Below are 12,443 nucleotides of genomic sequence, written 5' to 3'. Positions count from 1 at the left end.
GAATTAATGATTTTTAAGTAAAAAACAGCCAATTATTCTTTTTTCATGTTGCTTTTACTGGTTAAATCTTTTAGTTTAAGTTTTATCTTCGCAATGCCAATGCCTGCTTTCCACGAATCATCAACGCCTATTAGTTCGTTGATAGTGTCCGTTTTTAACATTCGCTACCCCCTAAAATTTCCCGTATGATTTCGTTACGTTGTTCTACCGTTAATTCTCGTTTTGCAGCTTTAAATATTTGTGGTGTCTCGCCGTAATGTTTACTCATCCACACGATAGTGCTTTCAATCGAATGACTATGACACTCAAACATTAATTGCATGTAGCTTTTGTAGACGTGTTTATCATTCACTGAAACCATAGCCTACCAACTCCTCGTCAATTATTTTTAATGCGTCTTCTGGGTGCTTTCTCTGTTTCTTAATTGTTCCGCAATATATTTAGCACCATCAAAAGCATCCATTTCGTTTGGTCTGTAGTGTTGATTGTCAAAACCGATAACGTGAACACAATATTTTTTTATTTCTTCAATAGCTTTTTTGTCATCATTATTAAGTTCCTTTTGAAAAAACCCTAAATTACCCGAATCCAAATTAATTGCAGTCAGTTCATCATTAGCTACTGTTATATATCCACCAAAAGTTAAGCCACCAACTGGTCCATCATCTAAAAAACCGTAAAAATTACTGCAATAGTCCAAAGTCCAGTCGTCAGGAATAACAACATATCCATTTCTTCCAAAAGTTTGAACGTAAATATTTGGTGATCCTTTCAAAATAATATCGAACATTTTATAATCTGGTTTTTTTAATCTGTTATTTTGTAAAAACTCTCTATATGTCATGTCATATCTCCTTAAAATTTTGGTACTATTCGATTAACTAACGTTTCTGAATAAATCCAGCCATTTGACCTAAATCTTCATTGCTATGTTCACTAGCTACTAAAATAGCTACAGCCATAAGTCCTTCGTCAGCATCGATTATTATTGGAAGATTGTTGTAAACATACTCTACTTCTTCAATCATCTCGTCATACCGTTGTTTCTCATTCGAATCCATATCCTACCAACTCCTCATCAATTATTTTTAATGCGTCTTCTGGGCTGCGTGCTATTCCATGGATAATACCATCAGTCATCAGTTGATTATGAAACTGAATTTGGTCCGCCCTTGGTATTCCAGTTGATGTCTTAACTTCGATATAAAACATTTTCCCGTTAGAGATTTTGTATCCATGTAGGTCTGGGTACCCTGGTGGTAATCCAGTATCAAACCATCTACCCTCGATTGTTTTAACCTTCCCAACATTTCCACGGAATATTCTGCAGTGATCTTTAGAAACTGCAATTCTAATTAAACTTTGAATATCTTGTTCTCTGATAAAAAATACCCCCATTTTTTAGGGCACTGTACTAAATCCCTTGTGCCACAACGGTTTTATTAATCCACAGTGCTCTAAGTGCTCAGTTCCCTATTACTCTTATATTATTTATAAATATTATTTTTTTGTATTTGTAAACAATAAGAGTTTTAAGGCACTACGGCACTGTTAACGTCCCTTAACGCCGTTACATCAACGTTTATGACAGTGCTCTAAACAGTGCCGTAAGAAAATTTAACTGTCTTTAGTCATTACATTTAGATTAAAAGCTTTGTTTTCTTTCTTGATTGAAATACCTGTATCTGTTTTTAAGATGTTGTCTGTTTCATCAAAAAATATTTGTCCATCAACAACCGTTATTTTCTTTGGTAACTCGATTTTTCTTTTTTTATCTTCTTTCATGTCATTCACCTAAAAAGGTAAATCATCGTCTGTGATGTCAGCTTGTTGTGTGGACTCGTTCTCATATGTTCCATTCTTATTCATGCCGTTAACTTCTTCATATGTCTTTTGTTTTGACTCGCTTCCTTGCGTTGTCCACTCGGTTGGTTTTGCTGATGGTTGTGCATTACTTGGTTGTCGTTGCTCTTTATTTGCCGGTTGGTGATTGCTTGATTTTGGTTCAAGCAATGAAAAGTTCTCCGCTAACACCTCAGTAACAAACACTCTGTTTCCTTGATCGTTTTCATAGTTCCTTGTTTGAATACGACCATCAATCCCAACTAATGAACCCTTGTGAGTAAAATTTGCAAAATTTTCCGCTGCTTTTCTCCACATCACACAATTAATAAAATCCGCCTCACGCTCTCCGTCTGCGTTTGTATATGTTCTATTAACGGCAACTGTAAAACTTGCCACAGCGTTGCCATTTGCTGTGTAACGCAAATCTGGATCTTTCGTTAATCTTCCTGTAATCACTGCTCTATTAATCATCTGAATCACGTCCTTTTTGTATTTGGTTCGCTGTTTTTACAATCAAAACTAATTCATCAACTGTTAATTTTTTCAATTGTTACCTCCACTCTTGGACAATCGTCGTAATCTTTTGCTGCATTGATCTCGACAATTTGACCATCATCAAACCATGCGCATTTGAGACCATCAAAAACCGATTTAATATAATTATCCAAGTCCGATTTCATTGCCGGCTTTACTTCGTGGATTGCCCGCCGTTCGTGCTCTTTTTTTGATATTGATTTTTGAATGCTTCTGTAAAAATGTAATTCTGCTTTTAAAGGTTCGCCGCGATCAAAAAGCTGTTCATTATTAAATTCTTTTCGGTATTGTTTTTCGATTTCTTTTTTATATTTTGCATATTTTCGTGGAGTGTATGTCCCCTTTCTTGTGACTCTCGGTCTTTGTGCTGCGACTGGTTCACCCTTAATCGTCATTTTTAAAAACATTCTCTTTAATCTCCTTCAAAAGCCAATTCATATTGAGCAGTTCTCCATCAATTTGTTTATGTACCGTTTCAAGCTCTGAAATAGCCATAATTAAATGTTCCTCAATATCCGTATTACCTCGATAATCAGAAACATCGTTTAAAAGTTGGTGATACCGTTCATATATGACTTTTAAATATTTAATTTGACTTAGGATAGGATCGTGAATAACCAAAAGCTGATTATTTGCATAAGAAAGACTGTCTCTTTCCACGTTTTGAATAATTGGCAACTCTGATATAAATTTTTCTGTTTCCATTTCTAAACCTCCCTCATGTCTTTACCATCAAACACAATTACATTCTCAGGCTTTTTGGTAAGCAATCGACTTATAATCTTCCCGTTGTACATTCGTTGTAATTCACTGCCTGTGTTGTTCGTTGTAATGATGTTCGCTTTGTTTTTTCGATAGTCAGCAATTCGGAATAGTACTTCCTGTGTGAATCTCGTAGCAGGCTGTATATCTGCACCTGTCACGAAACTTGTTTCACTTCCTAGGTCATCAAGAACTAATACATCGCATTTTTCAATACATTTCTCGATTCGATAAACGTCGTGTTTCTCAATGTTGAACTTATCTGTAACGGCTTGGCGTTCCAAATTGATCAACATTTCAACGCTGACAAATAAGCAAGTAATGTCGGTATTAAGCGAATTTAATCCGTTCAAAATGCTAACCGCTAACATTGTTTTTCCTCTTCCTGCTTTGCCCGTGAACAAATAGTTGGAGATACTGCCGCTATATATCTTATTTGCGATATTTTGCGCCTGTGACAGCTCTTTTTGTTGTTCTGGTGTATCTGTATTGAAATCGTCAAAAACGTGTTTTAGGTCGTTAATATCACTAACAAGCGAACTGTTAAACATTCGGTGTTTTTCCTGTGCCTTATATCTTTTGGTGATATTAATCTCGTCTTGCTTTCGTCTTTCGTCCATGTCGATATTCTTCACGTTATCCCAATCAATATCGATCTCTTTCTTCTTGAGGTCTGCCAACAGTTCACTCATGATTGTTCCTAAGTTTTCCATTTCGCCCTCCTAGTATGGTAATTTGTCCGATTCATCAACAGAATATGGTTCATTCTTGGACTTCGGTTTTTGTTCTGCCTTTACATTGCTTAACGTGAACAAGCTATGATCAAGCCAGTTTTTTAAAATCCCATCTGCATAATTCCAAGACAGTTTATTGCTAAGGGCTGCCTTTTCAATTGCGAGTCGAACAATCTCATTGGCTTCAATTTCATTAGTTCCTTGATTAACGAAGTCGTTGATTCGATATTCTATGTTTTGCTGCACAAATGGATTTAGTACCCCAATATTTTGTTGATACACTGTAAGAGTTTTTTGAAAAGCAACGGCAGGCGTCTCTATTTCTTTACTCTGTTTTTCTTTACTTTCCTTTTCTTTACTTTCCTTTACTTTACTTTGTGTACTTCCGACGTCGGAAACTGGGGTTACTGACGTCGATAATTCAACAGCGTCGGGGTTTCCGGTGTCTGAAACAGGGTTATCGACACCGGAAACCCCGTTGTCATTTTTACTAGGGTTTAATAAATCGAAATCTTTTCGAATCGTATTGTTTGTTTTTTTGTAACTGGCTTGCTTATATCTGTTTTGAATTCCAGTAGAAGTCAGTATTTTGTATTTGGTAAATAGTAGTTGATCAAAAAATTTTATCTCTAATGCTTTTTGAACCACCTTATCAACCAGTTCTTCAGTTGTATCGACGTCTTCAGCAATTAGAAAACGCGTATCATCATCAAAATATAAAAAATATCCCTCATCTTGATAAACATATCCGAGAATACAAATGATTACCGTTGGTGCGGCACTTCCACAAGCTCGAATTACTTTTCTAATTTTTATATCCTGAAGAAAACTGACATCTAATGGGAAGTAATCAAGCCCTTTCTTAATTGGTCTAGCCATGACTCACCTCCTAACTGATAAGGTCGTCCATGCTTGTAATTTCCCTCAGTGTCGCAGTTTTTCGACAATAAGCGCATTTACCACAACGTATTGGTACTTCAAATCCGCTCTTTACTTTTTCAAATCTTGGTTGAAGTGTTTCAATCTCTTCTTGGGCCTCTGCTAGTCGCTTCTTAGGAATCGAGATAACGGCCTTTGCGGGTATTTCTTGTTTACTTACTGCAATAATATAAGGTGTACACATGACTCCATATTGTTGATAAATTAATTGCTGGTATACATACATTTGCAACGGATAATTATATTCGTCCATAAATGATTGCCACATATGTTTTTCTTCGTTCCAATATTTACGGTCTATTTCTCTAGTTGTTTTTAAATCAAGAAATATTTTGCGGTCTAGGTTCAAACAATCAATTTTGCCTTTCCAATTAACGCCTTCAATTTGGCCTTTAACGATTGCCTCTTTCTTACCCTGATAAAGATTATTGAACATTGGATCATCAGCAAGCGTTGCAATCATTGAGTCAGCAACCTGATAGTCTTTTAACAGTGTGCCCCGCTTTGTGAACATGTCACTTTCGTGTTGTTTAATGAAATTCTCGTGAGCCGTATGGCTTTCAAAGTAAGAATGCAAGTAATTGCCAACCAATAGAGCTTTTTGGTTCATATCTGGTTTGTATATATCGTTTAGCTGTGCCACGGTTGCGGTCTCACATTTTTCGAAGTTCTTGAAAAAAGTTGCCGATTGATAATACCTATCTGATTCAATTGAATAATATGTTTCTTTATTCAGAGTCTTTTGAATTGGTTGTTGAGTCATTGACATTTGCCTCCGTTGCATTTCCATTAATCAGCTGGCTAACATCCGTTGCGGGTTCTTGTTCTTGTGCTTCAATATCTTTGATGTCGTTTGTGCTGATTGTTGTTGCCTGCTCGTCGCTTTCGTAAGCTTTTTGCATTTCCACGCTCATTGGCCCCCATTTACTGATTAGGTTTCTTAGAACCGTTTTGAGTGCCATTGCGTCAAAGTTAGTTGCCCAAACACCACTTGGTTTTGACTTTCCACTCATTTTTGAAAAGTTTTGTCTATGATCATCAATTTGTTTACGTGTCCAATACACAGTTTTTTCAAAGCCGCTAGTTAGCTCAAAATAGCCAACATATCCAACGGGTTTTTCAGAGGAATCGCGATCCTTAAAATGAGGCTCATAATTCAATTGCTCGGTTAATGGGTTGTAACTTTTAAACTCGTCATCATACACTGCAACGGCGTTCAAATGTTTGTACTGTCCAGTTCGCTGTGCCAATTGGATATATCCTTTGTAACCCATCTGAGGTTGTGCCTTACCGCCGTATGGAACTAACCACATGTATCCCAAGTCTTGATTAATTGGCAAGTCTAAACTGGCTGCCACCATAGCCGAGGCAACAACGCTCATTTGATCAACATTCTTCAAAGATTGATTACTATTCACAACATTAATAAGTGATGTAACAAATTGAGCTGATTTGTTACCTAACACAGATTCAAATTTTTCAACGATCTTTGGTTCTTTTACTAATGTCTGGATTGGTAATTTTGCTAAATTGTTTACCATTTTTTTATCCCCTTTTTCTTATTGTGTTAAAATGAACATATGATTTTTTTTTAAGTATTCCGGTCCTTTGCCATTGCAGTGGCAAGGGACTTTTTTAATTGGTGCAATTTGTTAGCTTGTTGAATGTACTCTGCTTTGTTCCGCTTCGTAGGCATCCAGTTATAAGCGTGTCTAGCTTTGTAGAATTCAATAGATTTATCGATCAATACATCTAATTCATGTTCCATTGCTTTAACTCCTCCTTGGTGCGGTTCATCTCGTCCACAAGTTTGAAATAATCGTGGACAACAGCACCGTATGTTAGTTGTTTCTTCACGATCCTGTCCCTAAACTCTTCCCAGTGTCGCTGTGCATAATATGCATCAGTCACCTTATCTATTGCGTTCATCTCTATAACCTCCTAAATATTCCATGCTTACGTGAAAATAATTTGCTAGTTCAAATAATTTTTTACTTCCAATCTCGGTAATATGATTTTCATATCTCGATAATGTTGATCGGTGAATATTGGTTGCTTTTGAAAGTTCGACCAATTTTATTCCTTTTTCTTCACGTAATTTTTTTGTTCTATTCATTGCGTTCATCTCTATAACCTCCTAAATATTCCATTGATACGCCGAATATCATTGCCAGTGTGTGGAAGTCGTCAATTAACATTGGGACATCTCCACGCTCCCAACTGTGGATAGTTGACGGACTGACATGAAAATATTCAGCTAATTGTTTTTGCTTTATAGATTGTTCTCTTCTTAGTTCTTTAATTCTGTTGTTCATTACCATCACCTCTCTCTGGTTGAGTTAGTGAACCGTATGCAGATTCGTTTTGTAACCATTCATCAAAACCGTCCATTGCTATCACTCCTTTGGTATAATTTTTTTGAGGTGAAATTTATGGTTACATTGCTATCTATTATTGGTTGCGTTACAGGTGTTGCTTCACTGGTGGTTCAAGGGCTAAATTATCGTTTATCGTTGCCAAAAATCACTTGTACTCAAAGCAAACGACATAATTCTTATTGGGTTGACGGTGCGACTCTCGAAAACGTCAAGCAAAAGCCATACCCAGATGATTTTGATGAGCTTGCAATAAGTACGTATGTTTCGATTTTGTCCTTGAGGATTGCTAATAATTCAGCGAATCCAATCACCATAAATGACATATCAAAGGTTGGTGGTGGTACAAAAGAAATAACATCTGATTCTTTCACTCCATTGATATATGATTCAAAAAAGGTGATGTTCTGTGAAAAACCATTTGAGTTACCACTGAGAATTGACCCTTATAACACGGTCAATGGATCAATTGCTTTTTTTGATGTTGTTGGAAGTCCCGACGGAATAAAATCCGAAAAGATTAAGATTGATACACCCTACAAAAACTTTATTGTTACTTTGAATGTCAAAAGTATTGACTTACTTGCCAATGAGCAACAAAAGCAAAACGATAAATTGGCAGAGTACAGAAATTCCTGTCAAGAACATGGCAAGGATTTGTAAAGGGTTTGCTCTGCACATTAATCCAAAGTTTATTAAGTGGTTTTTAAATTTTATTCTCATTCCATAACACCTCCATCTTTAAGGTTTATCTTTCAAAAGCAGATACAGTAGTTGAACCTTTGCTTTACAACTTCTTAGTTGATTTTGCTTCCGAAACAGCCAAGAAAATTTTAACGGGTTCTTAATTCCACACCGGGAACAATAGTTATCTTCTGGGTAAATCCTCTTCCCACACTTTTTACAATTTCTATTTCGCATTCCATAACACCTCCGGGTGTTTATTTTTTTGTCTTCGAGTAAATATTTGTTCTGAAATTCTCGTTTCCTGCTGTGTCTTCTTTTTCAAATCCATAAAAATCAGTCGTGTTTTTCAATATTCCCTTTAACGTTTTAAATTTAATAAATAGATATGTCGCAATGCTTGAAAATATTGCTATGAACATTGCGTCAAAAATAATTGTTTCAATTGCTAATTTCATGATTCCCTCCAATTTTTACTGTTCCCACGGTCTTTTTAATTAATTTTGTAAAATGAATTCGTCCAATTCTGGTTTGTAATAAAGCGTTATTCCTTTGATAGTATGTTTTGGCAAACCTTCCAAAATGAACTTATCAAAAGTGTTATTTGAAACGTTTAGGTACTTTACTGCCTCGTATTTCTTCATATATGGTTTGGCAATCAGTCCGTTATCTTTTTTAAAGTCGTCAACAGCTTTTCCAACCACTCCATAAACTGATTTCATTAATTCGTGTTCTTGCTGTTCGGTCAAAGTTATCTCCATCATTCGGCCTCCTGTTTGATATACTCTCCTTAGAAAGGAAGTGATAATAAATGCCAATACATTTGTATGCAAATCTTGCTCCCCTTGGATGGACAGAGCTTGATTCAAATTCAATAATTTCCAATCATAGAGATGAAATTATTACATGGGTAAAAGAAGGTGGATTATTAGATTCAATCTCTTCGCCCATAGTCCCTAATAAATTGGATGATTTCCCATTTGTACATATACATCACGAAGGACGTGACTACCGCGTCAGTCCTTTTCATTTACAAGTAGTAAATTATTAGATCCAATCTTTAATATTCTTTAATGAAGAACTGATTTCCTCTGGAGTCAGTTCTTTTTTTATCGGATGATAAAGGTGTTCCATTACTGTTTTTATTTCATTCCATTGCGATGGCGAAAGATTTGAAAGTGATTCGCTTAAATTTGTAATTTGGTCATCATTCATTTGTTTTTTCCTTCCTGTTCGTAGTATTTCTTCATTACTTCTAGTGCTGCTATTGATTCGTCGATTAATTCGACATTGGTTGATTCTCGTTTGCGATTGAGATTGAAGATTGGTAAACCTTTAAATAGTGCATCTATGTTCTCGCCTACAATCTCCTGTGCTGTCGAAAAATTCTCGTACGTCACTTTCATAATCATTCCTCCTATCTAGAAATAACTGAGTTATTTTCCAGAAACTTATTAATAAAATATTGTTGGCCCTTACCAGTAACTTTTGGAGTTTTTGTTACTACCGTGACTCCGTCTGAATTAACATGGCTTGACTCCTTGATTTTGAACAATCCCATTTCCATTGATTTTTGAGTTGGTGAGTTGTAATCTGCACCCTTGCGCTTAATCAGATAACCGTTATCTCTCATCCATTGAAATAATCGTCTTGCACCAGTATCAACGCCATTTCCTTTGATGATTTTGGCAAGATCACCAACTAAGATAGTGGTATGTGATGTTGCTACCGAATCAGCAAATATCGCTTTGGGTTTCATTAGTTCAAGCTGTTCTTGTTGGTCTGCTGCTAAACGTAAAGCTTCAGCCATTGTTGATGGAATTTTGAAACCACCTGTTTTGATTTGGTCTTCCATCTTGTTAAAAGCTTCAATGTATTGCATCTTGAATCTAAGAGCTTTTTTGCCTGTGAATCCCATAGCTAATAATGTGAAGCCGTCTCGATTCATGTAATACATTGGGTATTGTTTTCCGCGATTTTCATGTGTAGATTTTAAAAATATTTGGCTGCTCAAAACTGAGCTGTCAGATTCCAATAGATGTTCGATGTCACGAATTATATTTTTATGTTCTTTATTAAACGTTTCTGCAACTTGTAAACTGCTAGTTACTGCTTGTTGATCTTTCATAATTACTAAATCGTTCATTTTTTATTTTTCCCTTCCTAAAACTTTTGGTTCGCAATTATATTTTTCAATCAATGAATCCGTTCTTTATTGGGAACGTCCTTTGTAAAAAAAATCCCGAGCTCATCCCTTGAGAATCCAAGAATAGTGGCCATTTTAGCTAATTCATCAGCACCAATCGATACGAAACCATTTTCACGTTTTGCATAGGGTGTTCTTGTGCTCCAGCCCATGCGACTCGCCATTTGATCTTGTGTGATTCCTCTTGCAATTCGTTCTGCTTTTAATCTTCTCAAATTGATTGTCATTGTCAATCACCTCCGTTCTCTTTCGAGTACAATACTTACTATAAAGGGTATGTTCTCGTTTGTCAACACTTTTTGCTAAATTAAATACATAAAGATGTTTTATTCCTATGTATTGTATTCTTTTGGGAACGATGATATAATAGAAACATGTTAAGGAAACATAGTATTTAAATAGTTTTAGGAGAAAATTATGAGAACTAACGATGAAATTATGAATATATTAGATGATTTAAAATCAAAACAAAATTTATCTATAAGTGAAATAGCACGCAGAACCGGTATGGCTAAATCAGCTGTTTCCAGATATTTTAATAGAACAAGAGAATTCCCTTTAAATCGCGTAAATGATTTTGCCAAAGCATTTCATATAGAACCTGATTATTTATTGAATATCGATAACTCTCAATCTCCTAAGCATAAAACTGCAATGATTCCTATACTAGGCGAAATTGCATGTGGAGATCCAATAACTGCAGAAGAAAATATAGAAGGATATTTGGAGGAGCCTGAGGACTCGCTCCCAAGTGGTACCGTATTCTATCTAGTTGCTAAAGGTCATTCAATGGAGCCTACCATCCCTAATGGCTCCAATGTCTTAATTAGAGAGCAACCAGAAGTTGAGGACGATGAAATAGCTGCAGTCCTAGTTAATAGTGATACAGAAGCAACTTTGAAACGGGTTAAACATTCTGGGAACATTGTAATGCTTATGCCAGATAACAAGGACTATGATCCAATTATAGTAACCAAAGACAGCCCTGCTCGTATTCTTGGCAAAGCAATCAGATATACAACTGAACTGTAGTTTAATGTCCAAACACTGATGACAATAAAAGCTGACTATTGGGAGGAATTACAAATTATGAAAAGAGAAGAAAATAAGAAAAAACCTTTCTATAAGAAATGGTGGTTCTGGTTAATCGTTGCATTTGCAATTATTATTGTAGGAAATACAATCTCCGACAGTGGAAATAAAACAACACCTGAAAGTACAAAGACCGAAAAAACTACCCCGAAAGCTAATACAAAAGAAACAAAAGAGGCAGAAAAGAAAGTAAAAAACTTCTTTAAATCTGATGATTCTAAAAAAGAAGATAATGTACCAGCTGAATATAAATCAGCACTAAATAAAGCTAAAACATATTCGAACCTTATGTATATGTCGAAAAAAGGTATTTATGACCAACTAACTTCTGAGTACGGAGATAAATTTTCTGCCGAAGCAGCACAATATGCTGTAGATAATCTAAAGGCTGACTACAATAAAAATGCACTTAAAAAAGCTAAATCTTATCAAAAAGACCAAGATATGTCATCTGAAGGCATTAGAGATCAATTAACATCAGAATATGGCGAAAAGTTTACACAATCTGAGGCGGATTACGCAGTACAGCATTTAAACGACTAGGAGCAAATAATGACAAAACTACTATGGAAGACTTTTATATTTATAATCAGCTTTATAATAATTGTTAGAGTTTTATTTGATCCATCAATGTTATTTTACACAATTCCTTTTATTATAATATTAGCAGTAATATTATTGGGATTATATAAATTTGGAAGGCCCTATTTTGATAAGATGCTTGGATTTTTAAAAGTAAAAACTCCAGAATTAACAAAAAATGTATCTCAAAAAACCACAGGATACATTAAAGAAAAAAGCACTGAAAAGAAAAATAAAAAACTGGATTTAGATAAATTAGAAGAAATGCATAAACTTGTTGAAAAAGGTGTTTTAACACAAGAAGAATTTAACAAGAAAAAAGAGGAAATGCTATAAATTCTCATTAAATAAGCCACCCTAGGCTTATTTATTTTTACTCAAATTACGTTTTTGGAGGTGTAATTATGGCTCAAATATACAAAAAGCAAGGTTCTTGGGCTTTTCACGTTTACTACAAAGATGATCAAGGAAAACGCAAATAGCCCTCTTCAAACACAAGAGGACGCAATGAATGATAAATTGCTACCAAAGAAAACGACACAAGGAGTTGTATTATTTGAATTAGAAAACACAAATAAAGTAACAGTTAAATTTTCTAATTCTGATTTCAAGGATATTGGATCAAAAACTTATAGTGTTCAATAGCATTTAATTATTCATGTCGTTTCTTCCCTGTTCCCACGGCGGGAG

27 protein-coding genes are annotated in these 12,443 nt (G+C 35.3%); 5 read left to right on the top strand and 22 right to left on the bottom strand.

The annotated features are described in order from the left end of the window. Positions 1–32 precede the first annotated feature (32 nt). The 16 genes from EKM69_RS12570 to EKM69_RS01685 form a co-directional block, all read right to left on the bottom strand. Positions 33–161, bottom strand: coding sequence for a hypothetical protein (locus EKM69_RS12570; protein ID WP_263853845.1), 129 nt, complete (start codon positions 159–161; stop codon positions 33–35). 227 nt (positions 162–388) lie between these two features. Then, positions 389–844 (bottom strand): hypothetical protein, encoded by a 456-nt coding sequence (locus EKM69_RS01740; RefSeq protein ID WP_125707500.1) that lies wholly within the window; start codon positions 842–844, stop codon positions 389–391. Between the two features lie 37 nt (positions 845–881). Beyond that, positions 882–1,061 carry a hypothetical protein gene (locus tag EKM69_RS01735; protein WP_125707498.1) on the bottom strand — a complete coding sequence of 60 codons (180 nt, stop codon included), beginning with the start codon at positions 1,059–1,061 and terminating at the stop codon, positions 882–884. Continuing rightward, positions 1,048–1,398 (bottom strand): VRR-NUC domain-containing protein, encoded by a 351-nt coding sequence (locus EKM69_RS01730; protein WP_225423803.1) that lies wholly within the window; start codon positions 1,396–1,398, stop codon positions 1,048–1,050. The genes EKM69_RS01735 and EKM69_RS01730 overlap by 14 nt, the downstream gene beginning before the upstream one ends. 219 nt (positions 1,399–1,617) lie before the next feature. Next, entirely contained in the window at positions 1,618–1,785 is a 168-nt protein-coding gene (locus EKM69_RS12225) for a hypothetical protein (protein ID WP_164505814.1), read from the bottom strand. A gap of 9 nt (positions 1,786–1,794) precedes the next feature. After that, positions 1,795–2,316, bottom strand: coding sequence for a single-stranded DNA-binding protein (gene ssb, locus EKM69_RS01725; RefSeq protein WP_125707496.1), 522 nt, complete (start codon positions 2,314–2,316; stop codon positions 1,795–1,797). 56 nt (positions 2,317–2,372) lie between these two features. Beyond that, complete coding sequence (locus EKM69_RS01720; protein ID WP_125707494.1) at positions 2,373–2,786, bottom strand: RusA family crossover junction endodeoxyribonuclease; 414 nt, start codon at positions 2,784–2,786, stop codon at positions 2,373–2,375. After that, positions 2,764–3,084, bottom strand: coding sequence for a hypothetical protein (locus EKM69_RS01715; protein ID WP_125707493.1), 321 nt, complete (start codon positions 3,082–3,084; stop codon positions 2,764–2,766). The genes EKM69_RS01720 and EKM69_RS01715 overlap by 23 nt, the downstream gene beginning before the upstream one ends. A gap of 2 nt (positions 3,085–3,086) precedes the next feature. Beyond that, positions 3,087–3,854: an ATP-binding protein gene (locus EKM69_RS01710; RefSeq protein WP_125707491.1), complete on the bottom strand. Its 768-nt coding sequence runs from the start codon at positions 3,852–3,854 to the stop codon at positions 3,087–3,089. A 9-nt stretch (positions 3,855–3,863) separates the two neighbouring features. After that, positions 3,864–4,754 (bottom strand): Lin1244/Lin1753 domain-containing protein, encoded by an 891-nt coding sequence (locus tag EKM69_RS01705; protein ID WP_125707489.1) that lies wholly within the window; start codon positions 4,752–4,754, stop codon positions 3,864–3,866. 10 nt (positions 4,755–4,764) lie between these two features. Beyond that, a complete protein-coding gene (locus tag EKM69_RS01700) occupies positions 4,765–5,577 on the bottom strand; it encodes a PD-(D/E)XK nuclease-like domain-containing protein (RefSeq protein ID WP_125707487.1) in 813 nt (270 codons plus the stop codon). Beyond that, positions 5,543–6,355: a recombinase RecT gene (locus EKM69_RS01695; RefSeq protein WP_125707485.1), complete on the bottom strand. Its 813-nt coding sequence runs from the start codon at positions 6,353–6,355 to the stop codon at positions 5,543–5,545. Before EKM69_RS01695 ends, EKM69_RS01700 begins: the two co-directional genes overlap by 35 nt. A gap of 50 nt (positions 6,356–6,405) precedes the next feature. Then, a complete protein-coding gene (locus EKM69_RS12220) occupies positions 6,406–6,582 on the bottom strand; it encodes a hypothetical protein (protein ID WP_164505813.1) in 177 nt (58 codons plus the stop codon). Beyond that, on the bottom strand, positions 6,567–6,743 hold the full coding sequence (locus EKM69_RS12215; protein ID WP_164505812.1) for a hypothetical protein: 177 nt from the start codon (positions 6,741–6,743) through the stop codon (positions 6,567–6,569). Before EKM69_RS12215 ends, EKM69_RS12220 begins: the two co-directional genes overlap by 16 nt. Then, positions 6,727–6,939 (bottom strand): helix-turn-helix domain-containing protein, encoded by a 213-nt coding sequence (locus EKM69_RS01690; RefSeq protein WP_125707483.1) that lies wholly within the window; start codon positions 6,937–6,939, stop codon positions 6,727–6,729. The genes EKM69_RS12215 and EKM69_RS01690 overlap by 17 nt, the downstream gene beginning before the upstream one ends. Further along, a complete protein-coding gene (locus tag EKM69_RS01685) occupies positions 6,923–7,129 on the bottom strand; it encodes a helix-turn-helix transcriptional regulator (protein WP_164505811.1) in 207 nt (68 codons plus the stop codon). Before EKM69_RS01685 ends, EKM69_RS01690 begins: the two co-directional genes overlap by 17 nt. A gap of 117 nt (positions 7,130–7,246) precedes the next feature. Between EKM69_RS01685 and EKM69_RS01680 the strand changes: the two genes are divergently transcribed. Next, positions 7,247–7,852, top strand: coding sequence for a hypothetical protein (locus EKM69_RS01680; protein WP_125707470.1), 606 nt, complete (start codon positions 7,247–7,249; stop codon positions 7,850–7,852). A 278-nt stretch (positions 7,853–8,130) separates the two neighbouring features. Here the strand turns inward: EKM69_RS01680 and EKM69_RS01675 are convergent, their stop codons facing one another. The 6 genes from EKM69_RS01675 to EKM69_RS01650 form a co-directional block, all read right to left on the bottom strand. After that, the gene (locus tag EKM69_RS01675; RefSeq protein ID WP_125707468.1) at positions 8,131–8,331 is read right to left on the bottom strand and encodes a hypothetical protein; all 201 of its coding nucleotides are present in this window, start codon (positions 8,329–8,331) and stop codon (positions 8,131–8,133) included. Between the two features lie 39 nt (positions 8,332–8,370). After that, entirely contained in the window at positions 8,371–8,637 is a 267-nt protein-coding gene (locus EKM69_RS01670; RefSeq protein ID WP_125707466.1) for a hypothetical protein, read from the bottom strand. 283 nt (positions 8,638–8,920) lie between these two features. Continuing rightward, the gene (locus tag EKM69_RS12210; RefSeq protein ID WP_164505810.1) at positions 8,921–9,088 is read right to left on the bottom strand and encodes a hypothetical protein; all 168 of its coding nucleotides are present in this window, start codon (positions 9,086–9,088) and stop codon (positions 8,921–8,923) included. Continuing rightward, the gene (locus tag EKM69_RS01660; protein WP_125707462.1) at positions 9,085–9,279 is read right to left on the bottom strand and encodes a hypothetical protein; all 195 of its coding nucleotides are present in this window, start codon (positions 9,277–9,279) and stop codon (positions 9,085–9,087) included. Before EKM69_RS01660 ends, EKM69_RS12210 begins: the two co-directional genes overlap by 4 nt. Positions 9,280–9,290: 11 nt before the next feature. Then, positions 9,291–10,001 carry a phage antirepressor KilAC domain-containing protein gene (locus EKM69_RS01655; RefSeq protein ID WP_404825383.1) on the bottom strand — a complete coding sequence of 237 codons (711 nt, stop codon included), beginning with the start codon at positions 9,999–10,001 and terminating at the stop codon, positions 9,291–9,293. A gap of 68 nt (positions 10,002–10,069) precedes the next feature. Continuing rightward, positions 10,070–10,306 (bottom strand): helix-turn-helix domain-containing protein, encoded by a 237-nt coding sequence (locus tag EKM69_RS01650; RefSeq protein ID WP_048702353.1) that lies wholly within the window; start codon positions 10,304–10,306, stop codon positions 10,070–10,072. Between the two features lie 190 nt (positions 10,307–10,496). On the opposite strand from EKM69_RS01650, the gene EKM69_RS01645 reads away from it, so the two are divergent. From EKM69_RS01645 to EKM69_RS12205, 4 genes are all read left to right on the top strand, one after another. Then, positions 10,497–11,111, top strand: a complete 615-nt coding sequence (locus EKM69_RS01645; RefSeq protein ID WP_048702352.1) for a LexA family protein — start codon at positions 10,497–10,499, stop codon at positions 11,109–11,111. A gap of 57 nt (positions 11,112–11,168) precedes the next feature. Next, complete coding sequence (locus EKM69_RS01640) at positions 11,169–11,714, top strand: Ltp family lipoprotein (protein WP_125707458.1); 546 nt, start codon at positions 11,169–11,171, stop codon at positions 11,712–11,714. A 9-nt stretch (positions 11,715–11,723) separates the two neighbouring features. After that, entirely contained in the window at positions 11,724–12,089 is a 366-nt protein-coding gene (locus tag EKM69_RS01635; RefSeq protein WP_048702350.1) for an SHOCT domain-containing protein, read from the top strand. 123 nt (positions 12,090–12,212) lie between these two features. Next, complete coding sequence (locus tag EKM69_RS12205) at positions 12,213–12,398, top strand: DUF5067 domain-containing protein (protein WP_164505809.1); 186 nt, start codon at positions 12,213–12,215, stop codon at positions 12,396–12,398. Positions 12,399–12,443: the final 45 nt, after the last annotated feature.

This window comes from Companilactobacillus zhongbaensis (assembly GCF_003946515.1).
GTDB lineage: Bacteria > Bacillota > Bacilli > Lactobacillales > Lactobacillaceae > Companilactobacillus > Companilactobacillus zhongbaensis.
This window is presented reverse-complemented; position numbering and strand designations above follow the sequence as displayed.

Excerpts from the sequence above, each read along its gene's own strand:
- EKM69_RS01650 (WP_048702353.1), bottom strand. The coding sequence starts at position 10,306 with ATGACAATCAATTTGAGAAGATTAAAAGCAGAACGAATTGCAAGAGGA.
- EKM69_RS01660 (WP_125707462.1), bottom strand. The coding sequence starts at position 9,279 with ATGAAAGTGACGTACGAGAATTTTTCGACAGCACAGGAGATTGTAGGC.
- EKM69_RS01680 (WP_125707470.1), top strand. The coding sequence starts at position 7,247 with ATGGTTACATTGCTATCTATTATTGGTTGCGTTACAGGTGTTGCTTCA.
- EKM69_RS01635 (WP_048702350.1), top strand. The coding sequence starts at position 11,724 with ATGACAAAACTACTATGGAAGACTTTTATATTTATAATCAGCTTTATA.
- EKM69_RS01715 (WP_125707493.1), bottom strand. The coding sequence starts at position 3,084 with ATGGAAACAGAAAAATTTATATCAGAGTTGCCAATTATTCAAAACGTG.
- EKM69_RS01730 (WP_225423803.1), bottom strand. The coding sequence starts at position 1,398 with ATGGGGGTATTTTTTATCAGAGAACAAGATATTCAAAGTTTAATTAGA.
- EKM69_RS01710 (WP_125707491.1), bottom strand. The coding sequence starts at position 3,854 with ATGGAAAACTTAGGAACAATCATGAGTGAACTGTTGGCAGACCTCAAG.
- EKM69_RS12210 (WP_164505810.1), bottom strand. The coding sequence starts at position 9,088 with ATGAATGATGACCAAATTACAAATTTAAGCGAATCACTTTCAAATCTT.
- EKM69_RS01685 (WP_164505811.1), bottom strand. The coding sequence starts at position 7,129 with ATGAACAACAGAATTAAAGAACTAAGAAGAGAACAATCTATAAAGCAA.
- EKM69_RS01690 (WP_125707483.1), bottom strand. The coding sequence starts at position 6,939 with ATGAACGCAATGAATAGAACAAAAAAATTACGTGAAGAAAAAGGAATA.
- EKM69_RS01720 (WP_125707494.1), bottom strand. The coding sequence starts at position 2,786 with ATGTTTTTAAAAATGACGATTAAGGGTGAACCAGTCGCAGCACAAAGA.
- EKM69_RS01655 (WP_404825383.1), bottom strand. The coding sequence starts at position 10,001 with ATGAAAGATCAACAAGCAGTAACTAGCAGTTTACAAGTTGCAGAAACG.
- ssb (WP_125707496.1), bottom strand. The coding sequence starts at position 2,316 with ATGATTAATAGAGCAGTGATTACAGGAAGATTAACGAAAGATCCAGAT.
- EKM69_RS12225 (WP_164505814.1), bottom strand. The coding sequence starts at position 1,785 with ATGAAAGAAGATAAAAAAAGAAAAATCGAGTTACCAAAGAAAATAACG.
- EKM69_RS12215 (WP_164505812.1), bottom strand. The coding sequence starts at position 6,743 with ATGAACGCAATAGATAAGGTGACTGATGCATATTATGCACAGCGACAC.
- EKM69_RS12570 (WP_263853845.1), bottom strand. The coding sequence starts at position 161 with ATGTTAAAAACGGACACTATCAACGAACTAATAGGCGTTGATGATTCG.
- EKM69_RS01740 (WP_125707500.1), bottom strand. The coding sequence starts at position 844 with ATGACATATAGAGAGTTTTTACAAAATAACAGATTAAAAAAACCAGAT.
- EKM69_RS01735 (WP_125707498.1), bottom strand. The coding sequence starts at position 1,061 with ATGGATTCGAATGAGAAACAACGGTATGACGAGATGATTGAAGAAGTA.
- EKM69_RS12220 (WP_164505813.1), bottom strand. The coding sequence starts at position 6,582 with ATGGAACATGAATTAGATGTATTGATCGATAAATCTATTGAATTCTAC.
- EKM69_RS01645 (WP_048702352.1), top strand. The coding sequence starts at position 10,497 with ATGAGAACTAACGATGAAATTATGAATATATTAGATGATTTAAAATCA.
- EKM69_RS01700 (WP_125707487.1), bottom strand. The coding sequence starts at position 5,577 with ATGACTCAACAACCAATTCAAAAGACTCTGAATAAAGAAACATATTAT.
- EKM69_RS01695 (WP_125707485.1), bottom strand. The coding sequence starts at position 6,355 with ATGGTAAACAATTTAGCAAAATTACCAATCCAGACATTAGTAAAAGAA.
- EKM69_RS01675 (WP_125707468.1), bottom strand. The coding sequence starts at position 8,331 with ATGAAATTAGCAATTGAAACAATTATTTTTGACGCAATGTTCATAGCA.
- EKM69_RS01670 (WP_125707466.1), bottom strand. The coding sequence starts at position 8,637 with ATGATGGAGATAACTTTGACCGAACAGCAAGAACACGAATTAATGAAA.
- EKM69_RS12205 (WP_164505809.1), top strand. The coding sequence starts at position 12,213 with ATGATCAAGGAAAACGCAAATAGCCCTCTTCAAACACAAGAGGACGCA.
- EKM69_RS01640 (WP_125707458.1), top strand. The coding sequence starts at position 11,169 with ATGAAAAGAGAAGAAAATAAGAAAAAACCTTTCTATAAGAAATGGTGG.
- EKM69_RS01705 (WP_125707489.1), bottom strand. The coding sequence starts at position 4,754 with ATGGCTAGACCAATTAAGAAAGGGCTTGATTACTTCCCATTAGATGTC.